Genomic DNA, 22784 nt, shown 5'->3' with positions numbered 1-22784 from the left:
AAATGAGCCGACCCCAAAAAATTAGACTTTTGGGGGTCACTACATAAAGACGTTGCTCTTTTTTAGCCAAACCACTGCTTGAATTGATACGTATGAAACGGCTGTTCACAAGCATTTCCGAAAGCTAAATGCATTTCTCCTTTGCCTAAATCAAAAACCATCGAAGCTAACGATTTTGATAATGGATGCTCCGGTGACGGATGATTACAGACGCTTTTCGGGAAATTCCGATGATTCGCCAAAAACTGTTTCCCTAAGTTGACATCGATGATACCATAATTTTCATTGACAATGGCTTCCATTGCTTCAAAACGAGAATGGGATGTTTTAGAACCACCCATTTCTGGTTCTTCGGCCGTAATGCTATTATGATTGGCATGAATCATCACATCGGATGGATCATGTTCGTAAATCTTGTTTGGAAAACACTCAAAACTCGCAATTCCTTCCCTTGAATGAGATAAACTAAATTGATTCGGTACCGCGTGAGGAATGCTGTAAAGATAGTCGCGAGCTTCTTTCAAACTTTTTTTATTGATCAACTCTCTAATAATTCCAGCTGTGGGAATTCCCTCTTTACGCTGTCCATTATCAATATATGTCCACATAACTGCTAGACCATAATTGTTCATGCCCATATAAGCTGGGATACCAGGGTGGCTATAAATCAGGGATTCAAAATCAGATTCATCCTCTATATGGTGAACAACACAATCAACCTCAGAGCGATATTCATCAAGTCGCTCATCATTGGTTTGCCCACAGATCACAGAACCATCAGAGGTAGCATTTCCTTTTACTGCAAATGACGTACATTTGTCACTGATCAATTCATCAAAAAATGAACGTTCATACACAGTGTATAGATATAAAATTTCCTGAAAAGCCAGCCCGCTCCCTTTTGCGACACCTTGCATTTCGCTAACGACATCTGGTGCAAATTCCTCTGTATAGTCAAGATACATTTGAGCCTTTTTCAACCATTTAGCAATGATTTCAGGGGGATCTTTATAAAATAATTTTTGACTAGATAAATTTGTTTCGATCTGCATTTTTAACACTTCGCCAATCTGCACGCCGCGTTCAAATGCTGATCCTATTACTTTTATATACCGATGAATCATCTAACTCCCACCTTTTCTACTTTCAGTTACTATTCAATAAAGGTCCATTTATAATCATATTCCGGACCAGAAGGTAGGATGCCTTTGATCTTTGGATTACGTAAATGTGCCTCGGCTTTTTGATAGACTGGGCAAACCCCCATCGTATCCATCAACACATTTTCAGCGTCGATCAAGTCACTCCAGCGTGCCTTAGGATCACTAGCATTCGTTGTAGCTGAAGCTTTCAAATACTTATCGAACTCTTTGTTGTTATATTTACCGCTATTATTGATATTGTCTGATGCAAATAGTTCTAAAAATACGCTTGGATCATCATATTCTGCACCCCAACCTACTAAAATCATATCAAATTCACCTTTGTTGCCACGTTCTAACCGAACTGAAAGAGGTACTGACGAAACGTCGACAGTAACGCCTTTCAACGTCCCTTGAATTGCACCTTGCATGTATTCTACCACTTTTTTAGCAGAATCGGCATCAGATGAAAGCAAATTGATTTTTAAGGTTTCAATTCCTAATTCTGATTTTGCTTTATCCCAATATTCTTTGGCTTTTTCTGGATCATATTTCAGGTGGTTACCAGAATCTTTCACAAAATCAGCTTCTGTTTCAGGATTGAACGACATATTTTTCGGCACTAGACCTGTCGCTGCAATCGATCCATCACCTAAGACTTGGTCCACGAGAGTTTGACGATCTAACGCATAAGAAATCGCCTTTCTGACATTCTCATTTTGGAATTCTTTTTTTGTTTGGTTATATTCTACATAGGTAGCATTTGACATCTCTTGTGAGAAAAATGCTGGATCCTCTACCATTTGTTGCGCTAATTCACCCGTTACGACAATATCGTCTGTTTGGCCATCTTGAAATAAATTCAAGGCAGTTGCATCCTCTTTTACTACATCAAAATTAATTTTGTTCATTGTAACATTTTCTTGATCCCAATAGTGATCATTTTTTACGTAACTCCATTTTGTATCTGTTCCTGCACCTTCAAAATCACTAAGCACAAATGGACCATTATAAACCATATCATCACTTGAACTAGCATATTTTTCGCCACTTTCAGTGATGGTTTTTTCATTTTGCGGGAAAAATGGTGGTAAGGACAACAAAGACTCAATGTAAGGAACTGGCGATTCCAATGTCACCTGCAGTTCATGATCGTTTATTGCTTTTACCCCTAATTCCTTAGCTGGTACTTTACCATCCATAATCGCTTGATAGTTTTTGATGGATTCAAATAAATACGCAACTTCTGATGCTGTTTTCGGCTCAACAGTTCGTTGCCAACCGTAAACATAATCATTTGCGACAACAGGTTCTCCGTTTGACCAAACCGCTTCTTTTCGTAATTTAAAGGTATACGTTAAGCCATCTTCACTGACCTTTGGTGGTTCTGCAGCTCCAGCGGGCGTTAATTTTCCTTCTTTATCCGCACGAAATAATCCTTCACTGGTATTTTTCAATACACCCCACCCTACAACATCGTTTGTGACAGATGCATCAATGGATGGTATTTCTTGTTTTGCTACAACCGAAAATGTCTGCTCGTTGTCCGTTCCTTTTTGGCCAGCTTCGTCAGTTTTTTCTTTATTAGTACCACATCCACTCAATAAAACCATGAAACTTGTCGCAACTAATAAATTCCCTAATTTTGTATTCCTCATTTTAGTAACCTCCTATATACTCAAAATCTATTGAAACAGCAATACTTTTATTATCATAACATAAAAATAATCGTTTTCTAATCGGATTCACGTTATTTTTTTATTAAATGTTTTATTTATAAAAAAATATATTCTACATCTATTTGGCAGTTCTCCCCCTTGCATCCTCCTTTCAGATATGTAAAAATGAGTTACTTGAATATAGAAGTAAACAAAGGAGTTAATGATGAAAAAATTAGCTATTATCGGCGGTGGCATCATTGGTTTGACCTTAGCCAATTATATTGATTTAACTAAATATAGCGTGACTGTTTTTGACAATCCAGTCGGACAAGCTACTAAAGCTAGCGCTGGGATCATCTCACCTTGGTTGTCAAAACGTCGCAATAAAAAATGGTACCAATTAGCTAAGGACGGTGCAGCCTTTTATCCTAAATTGGTGCAAGATTTTACTTTACCCAAAAGTGTCTATCAGCAAACAGGCACGTTGATTCTTAGAAAAGATGGCGAACTCGAATCTTTGATGGATCTAGCGTATGAACGAAAACAGACTGCCCCTGAGATTGGCACTATTCAATTATTAAACGCAGAGCAAGTCGCAGAAAAACTGCCTTTATTAAAAGCACAACCAGCGGTATTTATCTCCGGTGGCGGAAAATTAGACGGTGCTAGTTATTTAGAAACATTGAGACAACGGGCACTAGTAAAAAATATCACGTTAAAAACTGGCTCCGTTCAGCTCAGTAAAACAGAAAAACTGTGGTCCATTCACACCCCTAGTAACATTGAACAATTTGATGCTATCGCTTTATGTGCGGGGCCTGGACTCCCTGCATTATTAGAACCTCTCGGCTATGTCACAGATATCCGAGCACAAAAAGGACAATTACTAGCCTTTGATACACCTTTCAAAAAAAGTGGCACTTGGCCTGTCGCAATGTTGGATGGAGAAAGTGATTTGATTCCTTTTGAAGATGGTCAAATTCTAGTTGGTGCAACCCATGAAAATGATGGCGGGTTTGATTTAACACCGACCAAGGAAGCATTCTCTCTACTAGAACATAAAACAAGTTCTTTCCTGGCTGAATCAACTCTTTTTAAAGACTATCCCGCTTCTTATCGTGTAGGGACACGCGCCTATACATCAGATTTTGCTCCTTTTTTTAACTGCTTACCCGATGAACCGACAGCTGTTGTCGCTAGTGGATTAGGCTCTTCTGGACTGACAACGGGCCCTTATATCGGCTTTCTTTTAGCAACTTATTTCAATGAAGGGAAAACAGCATGGGATCTGTATCAAAAACCGATTGAAACGTATCTGTCAAAATAAAAAAAGAGGCTGAGATATAACTCATAGAGTTATATCTCAGCCTCAAGCATTCTAAATAGACGGTGAAAGCAGACGTACATTCCTCTTGTTGATGTTAGGCAGGTCCTGCTTGGTTCTTCGTGTTAAACACTTCTGTCCTTTTTTTAGTTTACTTTATTCGCCTCTGTAACAAAGGTTGCCATTTCATGGTACAAGGTTGCTTTGATTTCGTTCAACTCTTGTTCAACCAATTTTTTTTCACTTACCAATTGTCTTCCGTTCACCCAAACAGAATCAACATTACTTGCATTCGCTGAGTATACGATCGCTGAATATGGATCAAAAATTGGGAACATGTTTACTGACTCCGTTTCAATCAAGGTCAAATCAGCCTTTTTGCCGACCGTAATCGAACCAACTTGATCTGCTAAACCTAACGTTTCAGCACCACCGATTGTTGCTAAACGGACAATTTCTTTTGCAGGAAATAGTGAGCGGTCTTGGTTATACGTTTTATGAACATTCGCAAAGAGCCGCATTTGACTAAATAAGTCTAGCGTATTCCCGCTACTTGGTCCATCTGTGCCTAAACCTGTTAAGATATTTTTTTCAAGCATTTGCTTGATTGGCGCGACTCCTTTTGCTGATTTTGTATTCGCTCCGATGCAATGAGCAACGCGAGCTTTGCCTTTTGAATTTACAAGAATGTCTAAATCATGTTCAGTTGCAAAAATACAATGGGCTAAGATAAAATCACGCTCAAAATACCCTAATGTTTGGAGAAATTCTATCGGTGTTTGATTGTACTTTTCTTGAAATTCAGTTATTTCATACGTCATCTCGGATACATGCATCGTGATTGGTGCATTGTATTTTTCACTAAGTGACACTATTTTTTTTAGCATTTCTACATTATTTGTATTAGGAGCATGTGGTGCGATGATTGGCGTTATTAATGGATCATTTTGCCATTGTTCAAGAAAGCTTTCGCAATACGCATAACCACCAGATGGCGTTGGACTATCACAAGTTGGCATATCAATAATCGTTTCACCAACAAGCGCACGAATCCCCATTTTCTTACAACTTTTTGCTACTTCGTCTTCAAAATAATACATATCACAAAACGACGTTACACCACTTAATAACATTTCTGCGATCGCATAGTTGCTACTGGCCTTTACTAATTCTTTGGTCATATATTGCTCTAAAGGAAATAAAAATCTGCGTAGTCTATCGGGGACATCATCTCCCAAAGAACGGAATGGAATCATTCCTGCATGTGTATGAGTATTGATCATTCCAGGAATCAGCAAACCATTTTTCCCATCAATCACTTTATCAACATCGAGCGTCAATGAATTGAGTTCGGAAACAGAACCAATTTTGGTGATACACTCTTCTTCAATCACTAGATAACCATCTTTAATTTCTGAATAGTTTTCATCCATTGAAAGGATATGAACGTTTCTAATCAGTGTTTTCATTCAGCAACTCTCCATCTTCTGGAAAAATCAAGGGATAAAATTCTTGGGTCTTCGTATTCATCATACCCTTATCTGTAACTTTGATTGCCGGTGAAACAGGAAGAGATAATGTAGAAAAGGACATGATTTCATTCATATTCTTATAGCCTAATGCTTGCATACTGGCACGCACTTTTTGCAAATCTCCACCTAATTCTTCAATAGGTGCTTGGGATAAGATCCCCCCAATAGGTAGCGGGCATTTCCCTGTGATTTCACCATTTGAAACAACAATATAACCACCTTGAATCTCAACAAGTTCATTTTGAGCTAAAATGATGTCTTCTAATGTATTTCCCATCACCATTACATTATGGTGATCATGAGCCCAAGTCGTTGCAATCGCGCCATTTTCACTGATCGGCTTATCCATCAACGACAAGGAAATATTTCCATTTTTGCCATATCTTTCCATTACAATCAAGAGCGCACAGTCTGCTTCCTGCCATTGTAAAATACCGTTTTTTACAGGTATTTCTTTCGTTATCCGTTCAGTAAATGTACCAACTTCTTGCTTTTGGATCACATTGCAGCGCACACTTTTTTTATCCGTCGCTACTCGAATAAGTAAATCATCTGCTGTCAGCAGCTTACAGTGAACAGATTGTTTATAGCTTGCTGGAAATTGTTCTACAACAGCAGGATATTCGATCTCTGCGCCTTTTTCGTAGACTTTCTTACCTGATTTATAGACTGCATCAAATGTGAAGTCCTTTAAATCGCGCAACAAAATAAAATCAGCGATACGACCAGGTGCTATTTCACCACGGTCATTGAACCCCATTCGTCTTGCTGGCGTATACGTCGTCATGTATATTGCTCTTTCTAGTGGTAAGCCAGCTTTTACAGCCTTTTTCACATTCTCATTTAAATGACCATGGAGCAAATCATCTGCCATTACATCGTCTGTAATAATGCTGGCATACTCATAAAACGCATTGTCTACAATAACACTCATATTTTCAGGTGTGATCGATTTATTTTGAAATTGAATAAACACACCTGCTTCAATTTTTTCTTTTAAAGAGTCTGGAAATTGGTGTGTATGATCCGACGTAATACCGCTAAACAAGAAATCAGCTAACTCTTCATCATAGATTTTCGGACAATGTCCTTCTAAAGGCATCGTTGGTCGCTCTTTTTTGCATAAATCGATAATTTGTTGGATCAATGATTCGGGCTCATAGGCAATTCCTTTAAAATTCATTGCCTCACCTAAACAGATGATTTTAGGATTTTTCAAGAGTTCTGCTACCTCAGCGAGACCAATAATACCACCTGTCGTCTCTAACGCTGGAGTTGTTGATGGGACAGAGGAGGGAATTGCATGAAATATATCCAATTCTGTTTCTGCCTTCATAAATTCATCAAGTCCCTCTAGTCCAAAGACATTTGCCATTTCATGTGCATCTGCAATGACCGTTGTAACACCGTAACGCAACACTGCTTTTGAAAAAATCGTTGGCGTGGTCATTGAACTCTCAATATGCATATGAGCATCAATCAAGCCGGGAATCATGTACTGATTCTCGGCTTTGATGATCGTTTCAGGCGTTAAGTTATTCATCTCTGTATTGCTAATATAGTAAAATTTACCCTCTTTAATTGAGACATTTTTTTTTACAAATGATTGTGTTACTGTTTGGAAAACCCAAACATCTTGGATAATCATATCTACTTTCATACTTATCGCCTTTCTCGTTTTTTATTGATTCATCGTACGGTTCCATTGATCGACCCAGTTAGACAAATTGTCATTGATGAATGAAAAATCAACTGTTTTTGCTCTATCAGCTACTTCACCGTATGTTTTATTTTCCGCTTGTTTTTCATCAAGGGTTACTTTGCTATTCGTTGGACCTTCATTTAATGAAACAGCTTTTATTTTTTGTGATGCTTCACTGATACGTTCATTAACAAATGCATAGGCTAACTCTTTATTTTTAGCATTTTTTGGTACGTTTATCGTATTAAAATTGGCATACGTCCCACTTTTAGGAACAACATATGTCGCCTCTTTAGAAGCACCTTGGATAATATCTACTGCAAAATCAGCAACAACCGCGACCTCGATTTCACCTGATTGGAACATGTTTGCAAGATCTGATGATTTTGAATAGGTTTTTACGACATTGGGTTTTAGTTCTTTCATCGCCTCAAAAGCGGCTTTGCCTTTATCTGTCGTAATATCTACACCTGCATGATCACTTGCTACGTATAACATTAATGGTCCAGCTGTTGTAGAAATATCTGGAACAGAAATTTTACCTTTTAAGTCTGATGACCATAAATCATCCCAGCTTGTGATCTCTTTTCCTACTTTTTCTTTGTCATAAACGATCCCGATACTGTTGACGGCAATCGGAATACCCGCTCCACTTTCGTATACTTCTGTTGCTCCAGAAGTTAATTCTTTGATATTCGGTACTTCCTTTTCAGTTATCTTTTCAAACAGCTCTTCCTTGTTTCCTTGTGTTGCATTCGCTTGTGCTAACTCGATTACATCGATTCCCGCATTTGGATTGTTCAATAATTTTGTATAGCGATCTGCGCTGTTCCCTACTTCTAATGTGACTTTTGCATCGTTTGCTTTTTCAAAAGGTGCAATGATGTCTTTTTTGACAATATCTTCACTCAAGCCAAAAGTCGAAACAACTAATGCTTTGCTGCCGCTTTTGCTTTCTTCTTTAGTATTGGCTTCACTATTTCCGCACGCTGCCATTAAGAAAGTTGTTGCTAAAATACCGATCATTAACTTCTTTTTCATTTTGTTTATATCCCCTTATCCATCTTTTATTTTTCTAAAACAACTAACTTATCGGCTGGAAAAGCCAGATTTATTTTATCACCTGTTTCATAGGTTTGTTCACTGGTTCCATTAACTAAAAGTTCCCCAAGCGGCGTCGTTACTTCATATTGGTAACTCTTCCCTAAGAACGTTCTCACAACCACTGTCCCTTCAACCGTTTCTTGTGTTACTTCTTTCGTAATCTCAATGTCTTCTGGACGAATCGTCGCGACCGTTCCTGTCACACTAGGCTGTGGATTTGTAGTCGTAAACAACTGTCCACTTTGACTTTGATATTGATTTCCCTCTGTTTTAGTCACCTCGAAGAAATTTTCAAAACCGATGAACTGTGCTACAAATTTTGTTTTTGGTAAGCGGTAGATTTTCTCTGGCGAGTCATATTGCTCAATCACACCATTATTCATGATTGCTACTTTATCTGAAATCGAAAAACATTCTTCTTGGTCATGTGTCACGAAGACTGTTGTTATGCCTAATTGTTGTTGAATACGTTTGATTTCGATTCGCATTGCTACTCTTAATTTTGCATCTAAGTTGCTTAATGGTTCATCTAATAGTAATAATTTAGGTTCAATGATCAAGGCACGAGCTAACGCTACACGTTGTCTTTGACCACCAGAAAGTTGTTTCGGGTAACGATCGCCCAGATTTTCTAATCCACAAACTTCAAGCATTTTTTCTACTTTTTCTTTTGTGGTAGCTTTAGATTCTTTCCTTAATTTCAAGCCAAAAGCCACATTTTCAGCAATTGTTAAATGGGGAAAAAGTGCATAGCTTTGAAAGACCATTCCAAAATTGCGTTTATGCACAGGGACTTTAGTCAAATCATCCTTATCCAATTCAAATGTACCATCATTTGGCTTGATTAATCCTGCGATCACTCGAAGCGTGGTTGTTTTCCCACAACCGCTTGGACCAAGTAAGGAGACCAGTTCTCCTTTTTCCATTGAAATGCTTAAATCTTTTAATATATCCTGTTTGCCATCATAGCTGACACGTATCTCTTTTAAATCAACAAAAGTCAAAATTTTCTCCTCTTTCTACCTATAAGTTGGATATTTACAGTTGCTCTCTCTTTTATTTACGCAATTGAAGCTAATCCCAATGTTTTTTCGATCAAAAACATCAAGCCCATCGTCAATAACATGAGCATTACGGAAATAGCAGATACGGTTGGATCATAGTTATATTCCATGTAACTGAGTAAAGAAGTAGGCAACATCGTCACTCCTGGACCAGATAAAAACATCGAAACAGGGACGTTGTTAAAAGAATTTACAAATGCCAACATAAATGCTGCAAAGATCCCTGAAGATACATTTGGTAAAACGATTTGGATAAAAGCTCGCATTTTGGTACAGCCTAATGTCCACGCAACTTCTTCCATAGAATAGTCCAATTGCTCCATACTTGAACCCACTACACGAATGATATAAGGCAAACTAATCAAAAAATGCCCAATCAGTAGCCCTTGAAAAATCGGCAATCCTAATTTGATCACAATATATTGAAACAACGTATACCCAACAACGATCCCTGGAATTACGGTAGGTGATAAAAAGAAACTCTTAATAAAATTTCTCCCTCTAACTGAATAACGGGCAAGTGCATATGAGGCTGGAATCCCAACGATCAATGATAAAACAGTCGCTAACACACCAATCAACAAGCTTAATTTAAAACTGCTCATAAAGGTATCTGATTGCAACGCCTTAACATACCAGTCTAACGTGAATCCTTTGATTGGAAACTGGATAGCTGCTGCTGTTCCAAAAGATGTGACCACAATTAAGCAAAGTGGTAAGAATAAAAATAAGAATACTAGGATCGCAATTAGCGTCATCCCTTTTTGTTTACGCATTGTTTGCCTCTCTCCTATCAACTTTTTTAGCAACCAGATCTAATCCCTTCATGACGATCAAGGTTACACCGATCATGATCAAGGCCAAAACACTTGCTGCTTTCCAATCTCCCAAAGTATTGGCTTTTTGATATAGAAATGTCGACATCATCATCTTCTGATTTCCACCTAATAATTGCGGTGTTGTATAAGCTGTCAATGTCCCAGTAAAAACTAAGATACTTCCAACAATCGTCCCGGGAATAGAAAGTGGCAGCACGACTTTTCGGAAAGCAGTAAACGGGCTTGCACCTAATGTTTCAGCAGCTTCCAGCATTTCTCCTTCAATATTTTCCATAACGCCCACAAGTGTCATGATCATCGTAGGTAAAAAGAGATAAACAGAGCCAATAATAATAGCAAATTCTGTATAAAGTAAATTCAGTGGTTGAGAAACTAAACCTGTTTTCAACAACAACGTATTGATCACGCCTGTTTTCCCTAAAATATTGATCCAAGCAAAACTACGAATCACGGAATTTGTCAGTAAGGGAAACAAGGTCATCGCCATCAAGATGCCACGCCACTTCTTACCCACACCAGCAATATAATACGCCGTTGGAATCCCTAATAAAATTGAAATAAATGTAACGATCAATGATACTCTGATTGTGCGCCAAAAGATCGACATGTTATATTCGTCTTTAAAAAAGTCGAGGTAGCTACTCAATGTTACCCCTTGCTCTGTAAAAATAGTTGGTAAAATACTTGTAACTAAAGGAATCATTAAGAAAAATAGTAATAAAATCATCCCAGGGGCTACGATAAAATACGGAACATTCTTGTTCATCTATACACTCCTCGTTCGTTTTTCCACTGATTCAGTATACTAATTTTGCCTATCAATTTCAATACGTTTTTTCATTTTAATCAATAAATATTCGTGTATTGATCTATAAAAACAAAAAAAAAAATAAAAAAAACAATCTTAAACATTTATAACGAACAAAAAGTCGAATGTCATCATTAAGATTGTTTTTTTCTATTCTTCTTCTTTAGGAAAGAGTAATCTTGCGTTTAGTAAATACTGTTCTTGATATTTTAATGTCAACTCTTTTAAAAACGGGAGTATTTCATCCTGTTCCAAGGTAAAATCGTTGCTCAATTCTTCATACTTTCTCTTTTCTTCCTCTGTGGCTTTTCTCTTAAAGTAGCCCCAAACATGCTGGTATGCATTCAACGCATTCCCTTTGGTGATTGGTTGTGACCACGCATGTTGCAGATAGGCACGGAATTGCTGCTCTTTTCTTTCATCCCAACCATTATCTGAAAACAATGTTCTGATCCCTCTGTAATCTTGTTGGGATTTTGATAAAACTAAATACTTCAAAGAAGCCCATTCTTGTTGTCTTTTTGCGAATACATTCAAAGTATCATCCCTTCCATTGCATCATTTTTGCTATCAATTATTTTTAATTTTTAAAAAATTAAAAAAAAATGAATATAAACATATTTTTTCTTACAGTCTACTCACGGAATTTTATGAATTTTAAAAGAGTAGAAGTTTACAATATATCGTATATATTTTTTCAGTAACTCTAGGTTAAATGAATTTTCTGAATATTAAAAAGAATTGAGGTTATTATTTATGGACGAGCAGCAGTTAGACAAATCATTCTTGGGTCAACCCAAAGGATTGTCTACACTCTTCTTTACTGAGATGTGGGAAAGATTTAGTTACTATGGTATGCGAGCAATTTTACTATACTATATCTACGATACAGTAGCAAATGGTGGATTAGGCTTACCTAAAGAAACTGCTTTAGCCATCATGTCGATTTACGGATCACTCGTTTTTATGTCGAGTATTGTTGGCGGTTGGATTTCTGACCGAGTGTTAGGTGCTAGAAAAACGGTTTTCTTCGGTGGCGCATTCATTATGGTCGGACATATTGTTTTAGCGACACCATTCGGAGTTTCCGCACTATTTCTTTCTATCTTTCTGATTGTCATTGGAACTGGGATGTTAAAACCGAATGTCTCTGGTATGGTCGGACATCTTTATTCAAAAACCGATACACGTCGAGATGCTGGTTTCTCGATCTTTTATATGGGGATCAATATCGGCGCCTTATTAGCTCCATTTGTGGTTGGAACATTAGGGCAAACGTATAACTATCATGTTGGTTTTTCTGTTGCAGCCTTTGGTATGTTTTTCGGCTTATTGCAATATTATTTCCAAGGTAAAAAATCATTATCCACTATTGGCTTAAACCCAACAAATCCGATTGGGGCTGACGAGCGTAAAAAATTCATGCGTTCTTTATTGTTCGCACTTGTTTTTGTCATCGTTCTCTTTGGTGGCGCATTTGCTACCGGACATTTGACTATCGGCTTTTTCATTAACAGTGTGAGCGTCTTAGGAATTTTATTGCCTGTTTATTATTTTATCAAAATGCTGACTTCTAAAAATGTAACGGCTGAAGAAAAACCAAAAGTTCTCGGCTATATCCCTTTGTTTTTAGCTGGTATTGTATTTTGGTCGTTAGAAGAGCAAGGGTCTTCTATTTTAGCTCTATTTGCTAGCGAACGGACAAATGACACATTGTTTGGGTTCTCGATTGCACCTAGTTGGTTTCAATCATTAAATCCGATTTTTGTTGTTGTTTTAACCCCTGTATTCGTAACTTTATGGACAAAATTAGGCAAAAAACAACCTTCAACTGTAGTGAAATTTTCGTTAGGTTTAGTCTTTGCTGGTTTGTCTTTCGTCCTTTTAATGTTACCAGGGTTGCTGTATGGTACAGATACACGCGTGAGTCCTTTATGGTTATTCTTTAGTTTCTTTATTATGATTGTCGGTGAAATGTGTATTTCTCCGGTTGGCTTATCTATTACAACAAAACTTGCACCTAAAGCGTTTGAATCACAAACAGTGGCCATTTGGTTATTAGCCGATGCTGCTTCACAAGCAATCAATGCTCAAATTGCACGTTTTTACACACCCCAAACTGAATCAGCCTACTTCGGAATCGTTGGGATCGTCGCCGTCATTGCAGGTATTCTACTGATTCTTTCTAAGAAACCTATCAAAAAACTAATGGGTTCCATTCATTAAACTAAAACAGTTTCTGCTAACGCCAATAAATTAGGCATTAGCGGAAACTGTTTTTTTAATAGTGAAGTTGTCGTTCTTGTTTCATAATCGTCGCTTTTAATAATAACGGTGCAATGATCGTCGTAGCGATAATCACAATGATCACAGAAGAATAATACTCTTCTGAAAGAAAACTTGATGTCAGCCCTACTTGAGCAATGATCAAAGCCATTTCCCCTCTCGATACCATTCCAGAGCCAATGATCAAAGTAGAAACACCTTTAAAACCAGTCATGCGCGCACCCAATGCCCCACCTAATAATTTAGATAATACGGCAGCAACGGTTAAAACAACAATGAAAAGTAAATGCTTAGACATGCCAGTAAACGTCATATTTAAGCCAATTGATACGAAGAACATTGGAATAAAAACAGTATAGCCAATTGTCTCTAATTTTTCATCTACGCTCTTACGATAATCTGTCTGTGCAATTGCTACGCCTGCAAAAAACGCGCCAATAATAGCGCCCATATCTAACATCTCCGCAAAATAGGCAAAACCTAAACAGATTACTAAGGAAATCGCAGATACAGCCTCAATAGCAATCAGCTTTTTACTTAGGTTCAACAACCACGGCACAAGCCATTTACTTGCTGCAAAGATAACAATAAAGAAAAATACTTTCAATAATAAAACTTCCCACATCGGTAACCCTTCACCAGGCGCAGATCGATTCATCAAACTCAACATCACACCTAAAATCAATACCACAACGATATCATCAACAACTGCTGCACCAAGAATCGTCGCGCCTTCTTCGGTATCGATTTTTTTCAGATCTTTTAATACTTGGACAGAAATACTAACAGATGTCGCACTAAATAAAACACCTAAAAAAATTGAATTTTGGGCAGAAAACTGAAATGCTTCTCCCACACCAAATCCCATCGCAGCTGGGAATAGGATTCCTAAAAGCGCCACAGCTAGCGCTGGTCGCCAATATTTTTTCAGTAGCTCAAGATCACTTTCTAGACCTGCGATAAACATCAAAATGATGACACCGATCTCAGAAAAATAATGCATAAAATCATCTGGTTTGACCCAACCTAACAATGCTGGACCAATTAAAATACCTACCAATAGTTCCCCAATCACAGATGGGATCCCTACTCGATTACAAAAATGTCCCGCAAGTTTTGTAAATAATAAGACAAGACATAATGTTAATAAAAAACCCATATTTCTCTCCCTTTCTACTATAAAATCATCTACATTATTGTACCATGCTTGTTTGCTTTCGTAGCAATAATAGGATTTCTCTGCAAAATAAAAAACGGCTAACAGATCTATTTTTTTCTCTGCCAGCCGTTTCATTTTTAATTATTTTGATGCACGTTTTAAATACGTACCTTCTTGTGTATTGATTTCTAAAGATTCATCCACTTCGATAAAATCAGGAACGTTAACCACTAATCCTGTTTCCATCACAGCAGGCTTACCAGAACCTGAAACGGTTGCCCCTTTGATTGAAGGTTGTGTTTCTTTCACTTTTAAGACAACAGTTGTTGGCAATGTTACACCAATAACTTCTGATCCGTAAAACTGGATTTTTACTTCCATGTTTTCTAAAAGATATTTTAATTCATAATCAATCACAGAGGTTGGAATTTCATATTGTTCGTATGTTTCTAAATCCATGAAGTTGGCTGTATCATCTTGGCTGTATAAGTATTGAACTGGTTTGCTTTCGATAAATGCTTTTTTTACTTTATCATCAGGACGCATCGTTGTATCCGTTGTAGCACCCGTACGAACATCCTTCAATTTCATACGCATTACCGTATTCCCTTTACCTGGTTTGTGGTGGCTTGCATCCATTACGCGGATCAATTTACCATCTTGTTCAAAAGTCATACCTGCTTTAAGATCACTTACTGCTATCATGTTGTTTTCTCCTCTTTCTTTAAGGTTCGATCGCAAAATTTGATCGAAACGTTAGTATCGCGTCCTTATATCTAGGAAACTGCTTAGATTAAAAACGCTTCTTAAAAAAAATCTTCTCACCCATTGTAGCAGATTACTAGCGGATATTCTAGAGAATACGCTATCTGGATCGATTTTTTTGAATGAAAACAAGTCACATACCCAATTTCAGTAAAAAAAGTGTCTGGGGCACAACTCTGCGAGTTATATCCCAGACACCTGGTATCCAAATAAACGATGGGTTCAAATGGTCCTCGATGCTTCGAGGATCGGAGTGAATCGAGGACCGTAGAGGCAGAAGCAACTCCTTCTATCCCAACCACATCATAAATCAACGGATACTGACTTGTTCTTTTTGTACAACTATGGTTCCTAAGCCCTCTTTTACAGCCTTTTCCAGATTATCAAGTGATGTGATCACCGCTTTATTTGCTGGATTTCGTTTAACGAATTGAACTGCTGCTTCAACCTTAGGTAGCATACTGCCTGGGGCAAATTGTCCTTCTTCGATATAGTGCTCAATTTCTGAAATACTGACTGTTTCCAATGCTTTTTGATTCGGTTTATTATAATCCACAAAAACATTTGCTACGCCTGTTAGAATAATCAATGTATCCGCATTGATCAACTCAGCTAATTTTTCTGCTGCTAGATCTTTGTCGATAACGGCTTCAATACCCTCTAATTTGCCTTCTGAACGAATTACTGGAATGCCTCCACCACCGCCAGCAACTGTTACCACGCCATTTTCTATGAGCATTTGAATTGTTTGGCTTTCTTTGATTGCAAAAGGCTTTGGTGATGGTACAACCTTACGAAAACCTCGACCTGAATCTTCCATATACACAGCATCTGTCGTCTGCATTAATTCTTGCGCTTTATCCTCAGTTAAAAATGGACCGATAGGCTTACTCGGATGTGCAAAGCCTTCATCTTCAGGTGATACTTCTACCTGGGTCATGATAGCGGCTACATTTCGCTTTATTTTTTTTTGCTCAAAAGCATTTGTCAACGCATTGACCAGCCAATACCCTATACTTCCCTCTGTCATTGCTACACAAGTATCCAAAGGCATTGCTGGGTTTTCTGTTGATTCTGTTTGAACTTGTTGTAGCAGTAAATTGCCAACTTGTGGACCGTTTCCATGTACGATGACTAACTCCATCTCGTCTGTTAATAAATTAGCTAGTGATTCTGCCGTTTCTTGTACAATTTTTTGTTGTGCAACGGCTGTCGGATCACTTTCCAAAATTGCATTACCACCTAATGCTACAACGACACGTTTCATTTTTCTCCTACTTTCTCCACATCATTCGAATTAAGTTCCGTAAATGTTTGCCACAGCGAATCACACTCTGGGCATCCACCTGTGTGGATCATATCAAGTGGCGATTTATCCGATCCGTCTAAATAATGTCGTAAATGCATATCAGAAAAACCATGCTTCGCAGCATCTTCTCTCGTATTTGAATAATAAACTTTTTTAATACCTGCCCATAAGATGGCGCCTACACACATCGGGCAAGGTTCACATGTTGCATAAATTTCACAATCAGATAAATCCATCGTATCTAATTTTTTACACGCTTCTCTTACCGCGATCATTTCTGCATGCGCCGAAGGATCTGTATCTTTCATCATTGTATTACTGACGGCTACGATCACCTCACCATTTCTAACTAAAGTTGCACCAAACGGCCCGCCAAATTTCTTTTCCATTCCAGCAACCGTTGCATCGGCTGCCATTTTCATATAATCCATTATTTTTCTCCTTTCATCACTTTACTAAGCAAACTGTACACAACAAACGAAAATATCAACCCTGAAAAGAACGCAAAGTCGTTGATTGTTTTCAATAATGAGACAGATTGTAAAAATGCGCCTGACATCGTGATTACAAAACTTGTTGCCAAGGTAATCATTGCCATTTTATTATAACCTGATTTAAACTCACCTGGTTGGCCTTCTTCCACATAAATATCCTCTAAATGGATCACTTGTCTATGTTCAATATAAAAGCTTGCTAACATGATTCCTGCAATCGGGCCAAACATGGACCCGATGAAACTATAAAAATAAAACAAGGTTGAAGCATTTTCCACTAATTTCCACGGTAAAATCAGAGTACCGATAATTGCGGTCAGAACACCTGCCTTTTTTACATCCAAAAATTTAGGGAATAACGATGACATTTGTAACCCTGCAGGGAATAAATTTCCGAATACAACAAATGCTAAAGCGCCCATATTTAAGGCTAAAATTAGAACAAAAACGGCGAAGGTATTGTCGATTTTATCAAATGCATTCACAATATTAAAAATAGGTTCTCCAAAAGCAATTTGTGTTCCAGCAATCAACCCTACACATGTAACCGCAAACAAAATATAAGAAAGAATAAAACCTAACGGTAACCCGATGATCATAGCTTTAGGCGTTTTCGCTTTTTGAGTAAAGTCTCCGATATTCACAATAGGTCCCGCCCAATTTGATACTAAGGCACTGACACACGCAATAAAGACGATTGGACTTGTAGTAGCATTCGCTGGTGAATACGCTAAAATTGGACCAAAACCGCCAGCAATTTGAATGGTCCAAACAGCAGCGCCTATAATAAAGACATAAACGATTGGGGAAGACCAGTTACCGAATTTATCTAACACTTTGGTTCCACCTAAAAATAGCGCAACCGTTACACACCAAACGATCAAGTAACTAAGCATTGTAGGTGCTGCCATCCCAAGGATCGTCATGCCACCACCGATGTTCATGTAGTTAGGAAAAATCCGACTAAACAAAACATCTAAAGATTGAGCGCTTACAACACTTTGCGTCCCAAAAAATACAACGCCTGCGATCAGCCCTCGACATAACGATGGGATGATCGCCCCTTTTACACCAAAGACGGAACGTAACAACATGGGAAATGGCAGTCCATATTTAGCTGACGCCACACCATTCAATACATAGAAAACCGAAACAATCACAGCAGACACCATTACAGCAGCTAACACCTGTTTTGTATTTAATCCTAGCAAGAAAAATCCTGCTACTGTCATATAAGAAAGAATATTGTGAACGGCTCCCATCCAAAGCGTCACGTAATTAAAGGTACCCCAGTTTTTGTCTGCTCCTGTTTTTGGCAATAGCTCCGCCGAATAGGTCGGTGAGTCAGCGATGATTTGTTTTTCTACTGATTCCATTGTATTTTCCTCCAATACATTTCTTTAGTTTTTTACTAACTGAAGTGATTGTGCAAGGTGTTCTGAAAATAATGGATTTTCTGGACTTAGTTGAATCGCTTGTTCCATCGCCTCTGCGGCTTCTTGATGGCGATTCAAACTACGTAAACTGTTTGCCTTATGAAAATAGAAATCAACTCGTTCAGGATAGTCACCCAACAAGTCATCCATCAGTTTGACTGCTGCTTCATGACGGCCTAATTCTCTTAAAAAATTAGATTTATGATAACGATAAAAGAAGCTCTGATCTGTTTTGATTGCGTGATCATACGTTTGAAGCGCTTTGTCTATTTCACCCATCATGCGGTAACTATTTCCTATATAAAAGGCAAATTGCTGATCTTTTTTCCAGCCTTTTTCATAATAAGTGATTGCTGTTTTAAACTCTTTTAATCGTTGGTGTGTATACCCTAAATAATAGAGAACCTCTAAATCAGTTTGATCTTGTGCGTCTAATATTGTTAGAGCTTTTTGTAAGTCTCCATTGTTTAAATAGGCACGTACCTCTTTAAAAATCGGTGCCTCAACTTCTTTTTTTTCTAAGATAGCCAAAAGTCCCTCATCGGCCGTTTCTTTTGCATACATCAAAGCATTTTTGCCAGTGCCATCAACTTGGGCCACATTTGCCTGATGCTGTACCAATTCACGGATCACATCTTGGTATAAAAAACCACTATTTCCTAAAATTACAGCCTCTAATAACGCTGACCAGCCTAAACGATTCACATGATCAACAGGCACTCCTGCAGTCAAACACAATTGAACGGTTCTTAGGTACCCTTTTTCACTTGATGGAAGAAGTGCCGTACCGCCAAAACGATTGACAGATGCTAATTCTGCTCGCCCAGATTGCAGAATCTCATTTAGGATTTCATCAAAACCGTTGGCCGCTGCACAAATAAATGGTGTTAATTGCGTATTATCGCGTTGATTCACATCTGCACCAAACACCAACAATTCTTTCACGATCTCTAATTGATTATGTTGCACTGCAATCATTAGCGGGGAGCGCCCCTCTTCATCCGTTACAGAAACATCACAGCCTTCGTTTAATCGTTGTATAACTTGTTGTGTTTGCCCGGATGTTACTGCCTTTAGCAATGATTGATTTACTTTTACTGTATCCATCGTTTTACTCCTTTCTATTTTTATAGTTGTTCGCTAAATGCAATGATTGCTTTTTCAAAAGCTTCCATTGGCGGATGCGTGATCCCAGCTCCAATCATGCCAATCCCTGCTTCTTTATGCGCAATAGCTGTATTGATGATCGGTAATGTATTGGTTTGAATTACTTTTAAACTATCAATTCCTGATGGAATCCCCATAAAGTCTAACGTTGGAATCGTGATATTAGGATTTTCAGCAGTTGTGATTTCTTGCATTTCTGTCGAAAAACGTAAAGCGTCTTCGATCGTTCCACCAACTAACGCTACGATTGCTGGTGCTGCAGCCATTGCAAAGCCACCAATACCATACGTTTCAGTGATGGCACTATCTCCAATATCAAGACCTGCATCTTCTGGCTTGTACCCTGCAAACATCGGACCGATAACTTTTTGCGATGGACCAACGAACCATGGGTTACCTTCGATACCACTGATATGAATGCCAAAATCTGTACCATTTCTCGCCATTGTTGTAACAACTGTACTATAAGGAATTCCTACAGCTGAATCTAACGCTGCTTTACACATCGCCATCCAAGTTGGACCTGAAAAATAATCACTACTTGCCACAAAATCAAAAACCTCTTTCATTTCTTCGATCGAATGATCTGTTTGAATAATATAAGGAGTCAATGCTTGAATTAGCAGTGTGGTACCCGCATTATTACGATTATGACATTCATCTCCCATGTGTACCGCTTGCGCTAGCATATGTTTTAAATCGATTCCTTCTGTACACAATTTCATTGCATCCCTTAAAATCGGACCAAAAACATCTCTCATCCAAATCAAACGTTCAACTACACTATCATCGTTAGCACCCATTCGCAAGATTTTAGACATTTGCTCACTTAAATTTGTAAATGCCAAATTGCCATATGTTTTATTTTCTACGATGTGCATATACATTGATGCAGAGGTAACACCTGCCATTGATCCAACGCATTGATGTTCATGACAGGGAGAAAAAATGATTTCACCAGAAGCTGCAACCTTTTCAGCATCGTCTAGGTTTTTCGCTAGTCCTTCGAAAACCATTGCGCCTTTAACAGCACCTTTCATTGGGCCATTCATTCTATCCCATGTAATCGGCGGTCCTGCATGTAAAATTGTATTTTTAGTCATCCCTGGCACAACATTGATTGCTTGATCATACCCAATCAAGGAAATTTGAGAAGAAATGATTCGATGAACTGCTTCTTCGTTTGCTTTTTTGATTTTTTCCAAATTCTCTGGCGTTTCAATTTTTTCTAAAGCGGCTAAAATACTTGCTTTCCCTTGTCCTGGCGGGGCCCAATTTAAATACGTCGCTTGTACCTGTTGTTCGATTAATTCTTCTTGAAATGACTCGATCCCAAGATCGATAATGACTGGTTCTTCAGTGAATAATTCAGTTATTTTACTCATTGTTCTGCTCCTTTCACAACAAACTCTCTTGCTAATAATCCAGCATTTTGACTACTGCTAGCGTACGTTGCACCAATTGATGTCAATTTTTCAACTTGCTCATCGATATTTTGTTTATCTAAATCTGTCCCCAGCACATAGCCGATGATTTCTAGATGACGACCATTCGCTGTTGCATGTTCTTTTGCCTCTTTCATCGCAGGTAACATTGCACCAACGGGATCTGGATGCGCTCCATAACCTAGTACAAAATCCATTAGAATCACGCCAACCGTAGGATCCGCCGCCTCTTCTTTAAAACGAGCGATACGATTAGAAGGATCGATCATTGGATGTGGTTTGCCATTCGTGAACTCATCTGCCCCGAAATCAATAAAAGTGTGGGCTTTACTTGGATCGCCGAAATACAAAAGATGTTCTTGATTTGTTGCAATATTGCTATACACATCTGAAAAACGTTCTTTAGCAGTAAACATTGCTTCATCACATAAAGTGCCACCTGTGAATAAACCACGAATGTATTGTTGTTCCGAGTTCAATTTTTCTCGAACTTCATCAATCAAGGGTAAGTTCAAAGGATGGACATCTAATTTATTCTGATCGATCCCTGCTAAAGTAACAGCTCTCAAAGCGGCGGCTTTAGACATTTTTTCAAAGAAAATACCTTCTTCATTTTCTCTAGTTTCACTTCCGATAAACCAAATCACAACAGGTTTTTCCGCTTTTCTGACTCTAGTAAGAATTTTTTCTTCCACAGCTTTTGCTGGTGGCTTAGAAATCAAAACGATCACTTTTGTTTCTTGATCTGCTTCTAAAGCATCGATCGCATCGAGCATCATTTTTCCGCCGACAGCTTCACTCAGGTCACGTCCACCCGTTCCAATCAATTGAGAAATCCCTTCACCAAACTCATGGATGCGCACACTGATTTCTTGACTACCAGTCCCAGACGCTCCAACAACCCCAATACTTCCTTTGCGTACCTTGTTAGCAAAACACAACCCCACATTATTGATAATCGCTGTGCCACAATCAGGGCCCATCATCAGTAATCCTTTTTCATGCGCCAAGTCCTTCAACTCAATTTCTTCTTCTACACTGACATTATCACTGAACATCATCACATGCAGATCATTATTCAACGCTTTTCTAGCCTCACGAGCAGCATATTGACCATTAACTGAAATCACAGCGAGGTTTGCTTCTGGAATGTTCTTTTTCGCGGTTTCGATCGTTGTATACTGTTCTGTAGGTTGATTAGCAGTCTTGGCTTTTTTCTCCGTCATCAATGTTTCGATTTGTTTGATCAGTTCCTGTGAATCCTGTTCTTCTTTTGCATCTAATGCGATAACTAAATCACTCGTTTGCGCTTGCGCAATCTCATCGGTAAACAAACCAACATTTTTCATCACTTCTTTGTTCATCTCTGTTGCCATTGCAATAATTGCTTGATCAACCCCAGCTATTTGATTGGCTTTCGTTGATAAAGCCATTAATGAGACTGAATCAATGTAGGTATTTGGTTGAATTTTAATACTGATTGTCATTTTGGTTCCTCCTTATATATATGTAACAACGTTTCGCTACGCTACACCTTGTACTTTTCA

19 protein-coding genes are annotated in these 22784 nt (G+C 38.2%); 2 read left to right on the top strand and 17 right to left on the bottom strand.

The features are described from left to right. Nucleotides 1-62: 62 nt before the first annotated feature. The gene (locus tag I586_RS15275) at nt 63-1124 is read right to left on the bottom strand and encodes a C45 family autoproteolytic acyltransferase/hydrolase (RefSeq protein WP_010763777.1); all 1062 of its coding nucleotides are present in this window, start codon (nt 1122-1124) and stop codon (nt 63-65) included. Nucleotides 1125-1153: 29 nt separating this feature from the next. After that, a complete protein-coding gene (locus tag I586_RS15270) occupies nt 1154-2800 on the bottom strand; it encodes a peptide ABC transporter substrate-binding protein (protein ID WP_010763776.1) in 1647 nt (548 codons plus the stop codon). 226 nt (nt 2801-3026) lie between these two features. Here I586_RS15270 and I586_RS15265 point away from each other — a divergent pair, with 226 nt between their 5' ends. Beyond that, entirely contained in the window at nt 3027-4130 is a 1104-nt protein-coding gene (locus tag I586_RS15265) for an NAD(P)/FAD-dependent oxidoreductase (RefSeq protein ID WP_010763775.1), read from the top strand. Nucleotides 4131-4273: 143 nt separating this feature from the next. On the opposite strand, the gene I586_RS15260 is transcribed toward I586_RS15265, so the two are convergent. The 7 genes from I586_RS15260 to I586_RS15230 form a co-directional block, all read right to left on the bottom strand. Further along, nucleotides 4274-5596, bottom strand: a complete 1323-nt coding sequence (locus tag I586_RS15260; RefSeq protein ID WP_010763774.1) for an amidohydrolase — start codon at nt 5594-5596, stop codon at nt 4274-4276. Continuing rightward, complete coding sequence (locus I586_RS15255) at nt 5580-7319, bottom strand: adenine deaminase (protein WP_010763773.1); 1740 nt, start codon at nt 7317-7319, stop codon at nt 5580-5582. Before I586_RS15255 ends, I586_RS15260 begins: the two co-directional genes overlap by 17 nt. 21 nt (nt 7320-7340) lie before the next feature. Then, nucleotides 7341-8402, bottom strand: coding sequence for an ABC transporter substrate-binding protein (locus I586_RS15250; protein ID WP_010763772.1), 1062 nt, complete (start codon nt 8400-8402; stop codon nt 7341-7343). Between the two features lie 26 nt (nt 8403-8428). After that, nucleotides 8429-9469, bottom strand: a complete 1041-nt coding sequence (locus I586_RS15245; protein WP_010763771.1) for an ABC transporter ATP-binding protein — start codon at nt 9467-9469, stop codon at nt 8429-8431. Between the two features lie 56 nt (nt 9470-9525). After that, nucleotides 9526-10305 carry an ABC transporter permease gene (locus tag I586_RS15240; RefSeq protein ID WP_010763770.1) on the bottom strand — a complete coding sequence of 260 codons (780 nt, stop codon included), beginning with the start codon at nt 10303-10305 and terminating at the stop codon, nt 9526-9528. Continuing rightward, complete coding sequence (locus tag I586_RS15235) at nt 10298-11134, bottom strand: ABC transporter permease (RefSeq protein ID WP_010763769.1); 837 nt, start codon at nt 11132-11134, stop codon at nt 10298-10300. Before I586_RS15235 ends, I586_RS15240 begins: the two co-directional genes overlap by 8 nt. 192 nt (nt 11135-11326) lie before the next feature. Then, on the bottom strand, nt 11327-11713 hold the full coding sequence (locus I586_RS15230) for a YbgA family protein (protein ID WP_010763768.1): 387 nt from the start codon (nt 11711-11713) through the stop codon (nt 11327-11329). Nucleotides 11714-11932: 219 nt separating this feature from the next. Here I586_RS15230 and I586_RS15225 point away from each other — a divergent pair, with 219 nt between their 5' ends. Next, nucleotides 11933-13402: a peptide MFS transporter gene (locus tag I586_RS15225; RefSeq protein ID WP_010763767.1), complete on the top strand. Its 1470-nt coding sequence runs from the start codon at nt 11933-11935 to the stop codon at nt 13400-13402. A 55-nt stretch (nt 13403-13457) separates the two neighbouring features. On the opposite strand, the gene I586_RS15220 is transcribed toward I586_RS15225, so the two are convergent. The 8 genes from I586_RS15220 to fdrA all read right to left on the bottom strand — a co-directional run bounded on the left by I586_RS15220 (nt 13458) and on the right by fdrA (nt 22724). Beyond that, a complete protein-coding gene (locus I586_RS15220) occupies nt 13458-14621 on the bottom strand; it encodes a cation:proton antiporter (RefSeq protein WP_010763766.1) in 1164 nt (387 codons plus the stop codon). Nucleotides 14622-14762: 141 nt separating this feature from the next. Beyond that, complete coding sequence (gene efp, locus I586_RS15215; protein WP_010763765.1) at nt 14763-15326, bottom strand: elongation factor P; 564 nt, start codon at nt 15324-15326, stop codon at nt 14763-14765. A 370-nt stretch (nt 15327-15696) separates the two neighbouring features. Continuing rightward, nucleotides 15697-16653: a carbamate kinase gene (gene arcC, locus I586_RS15210; RefSeq protein ID WP_010763764.1), complete on the bottom strand. Its 957-nt coding sequence runs from the start codon at nt 16651-16653 to the stop codon at nt 15697-15699. Next, nucleotides 16650-17126, bottom strand: a complete 477-nt coding sequence (locus I586_RS15205; RefSeq protein WP_010763763.1) for a nucleoside deaminase — start codon at nt 17124-17126, stop codon at nt 16650-16652. The genes arcC and I586_RS15205 overlap by 4 nt, the downstream gene beginning before the upstream one ends. Beyond that, entirely contained in the window at nt 17126-18565 is a 1440-nt protein-coding gene (locus I586_RS15200; RefSeq protein WP_010763762.1) for a cytosine permease, read from the bottom strand. The genes I586_RS15205 and I586_RS15200 overlap by 1 nt, the downstream gene beginning before the upstream one ends. A 24-nt stretch (nt 18566-18589) precedes the next feature. Next, nucleotides 18590-19732, bottom strand: a complete 1143-nt coding sequence (locus tag I586_RS15195; RefSeq protein WP_010763761.1) for an ankyrin repeat domain-containing protein — start codon at nt 19730-19732, stop codon at nt 18590-18592. 20 nt (nt 19733-19752) lie between these two features. Then, nucleotides 19753-21177, bottom strand: a complete 1425-nt coding sequence (locus I586_RS15190; RefSeq protein WP_010763760.1) for a YlbE family protein — start codon at nt 21175-21177, stop codon at nt 19753-19755. Continuing rightward, the gene (fdrA, locus tag I586_RS15185; RefSeq protein ID WP_010763759.1) at nt 21174-22724 is read right to left on the bottom strand and encodes an acyl-CoA synthetase FdrA; all 1551 of its coding nucleotides are present in this window, start codon (nt 22722-22724) and stop codon (nt 21174-21176) included. Before fdrA ends, I586_RS15190 begins: the two co-directional genes overlap by 4 nt. Between the last annotated feature and the right edge of the window lie 60 nt (nt 22725-22784).

Origin of the sequence: Enterococcus moraviensis ATCC BAA-383 (genome assembly GCF_000407445.1) — a bacterium.
GTDB lineage: Bacteria > Bacillota > Bacilli > Lactobacillales > Enterococcaceae > Enterococcus_L > Enterococcus_L moraviensis.
This window is presented reverse-complemented; position numbering and strand designations above follow the sequence as displayed.

Excerpts from the sequence above, each read along its gene's own strand:
- I586_RS15270 (WP_010763776.1), bottom strand. The coding sequence starts at position 2,800 with ATGAGGAATACAAAATTAGGGAATTTATTAGTTGCGACAAGTTTCATG.
- I586_RS15225 (WP_010763767.1), top strand. The coding sequence starts at position 11,933 with ATGGACGAGCAGCAGTTAGACAAATCATTCTTGGGTCAACCCAAAGGA.
- I586_RS15265 (WP_010763775.1), top strand. The coding sequence starts at position 3,027 with ATGAAAAAATTAGCTATTATCGGCGGTGGCATCATTGGTTTGACCTTA.
- I586_RS15190 (WP_010763760.1), bottom strand. The coding sequence starts at position 21,177 with ATGAGTAAAATAACTGAATTATTCACTGAAGAACCAGTCATTATCGAT.
- I586_RS15250 (WP_010763772.1), bottom strand. The coding sequence starts at position 8,402 with ATGAAAAAGAAGTTAATGATCGGTATTTTAGCAACAACTTTCTTAATG.
- I586_RS15240 (WP_010763770.1), bottom strand. The coding sequence starts at position 10,305 with ATGCGTAAACAAAAAGGGATGACGCTAATTGCGATCCTAGTATTCTTA.
- fdrA (WP_010763759.1), bottom strand. The coding sequence starts at position 22,724 with ATGACAATCAGTATTAAAATTCAACCAAATACCTACATTGATTCAGTC.
- I586_RS15220 (WP_010763766.1), bottom strand. The coding sequence starts at position 14,621 with ATGGGTTTTTTATTAACATTATGTCTTGTCTTATTATTTACAAAACTT.
- I586_RS15205 (WP_010763763.1), bottom strand. The coding sequence starts at position 17,126 with ATGGATTATATGAAAATGGCAGCCGATGCAACGGTTGCTGGAATGGAA.
- I586_RS15200 (WP_010763762.1), bottom strand. The coding sequence starts at position 18,565 with ATGGAATCAGTAGAAAAACAAATCATCGCTGACTCACCGACCTATTCG.
- efp (WP_010763765.1), bottom strand. The coding sequence starts at position 15,326 with ATGATAGCAGTAAGTGATCTTAAAGCAGGTATGACTTTTGAACAAGAT.
- I586_RS15195 (WP_010763761.1), bottom strand. The coding sequence starts at position 19,732 with ATGGATACAGTAAAAGTAAATCAATCATTGCTAAAGGCAGTAACATCC.
- I586_RS15255 (WP_010763773.1), bottom strand. The coding sequence starts at position 7,319 with ATGAAAGTAGATATGATTATCCAAGATGTTTGGGTTTTCCAAACAGTA.
- I586_RS15260 (WP_010763774.1), bottom strand. The coding sequence starts at position 5,596 with ATGAAAACACTGATTAGAAACGTTCATATCCTTTCAATGGATGAAAAC.
- I586_RS15275 (WP_010763777.1), bottom strand. The coding sequence starts at position 1,124 with ATGATTCATCGGTATATAAAAGTAATAGGATCAGCATTTGAACGCGGC.
- arcC (WP_010763764.1), bottom strand. The coding sequence starts at position 16,653 with ATGAAACGTGTCGTTGTAGCATTAGGTGGTAATGCAATTTTGGAAAGT.
- I586_RS15235 (WP_010763769.1), bottom strand. The coding sequence starts at position 11,134 with ATGAACAAGAATGTTCCGTATTTTATCGTAGCCCCTGGGATGATTTTA.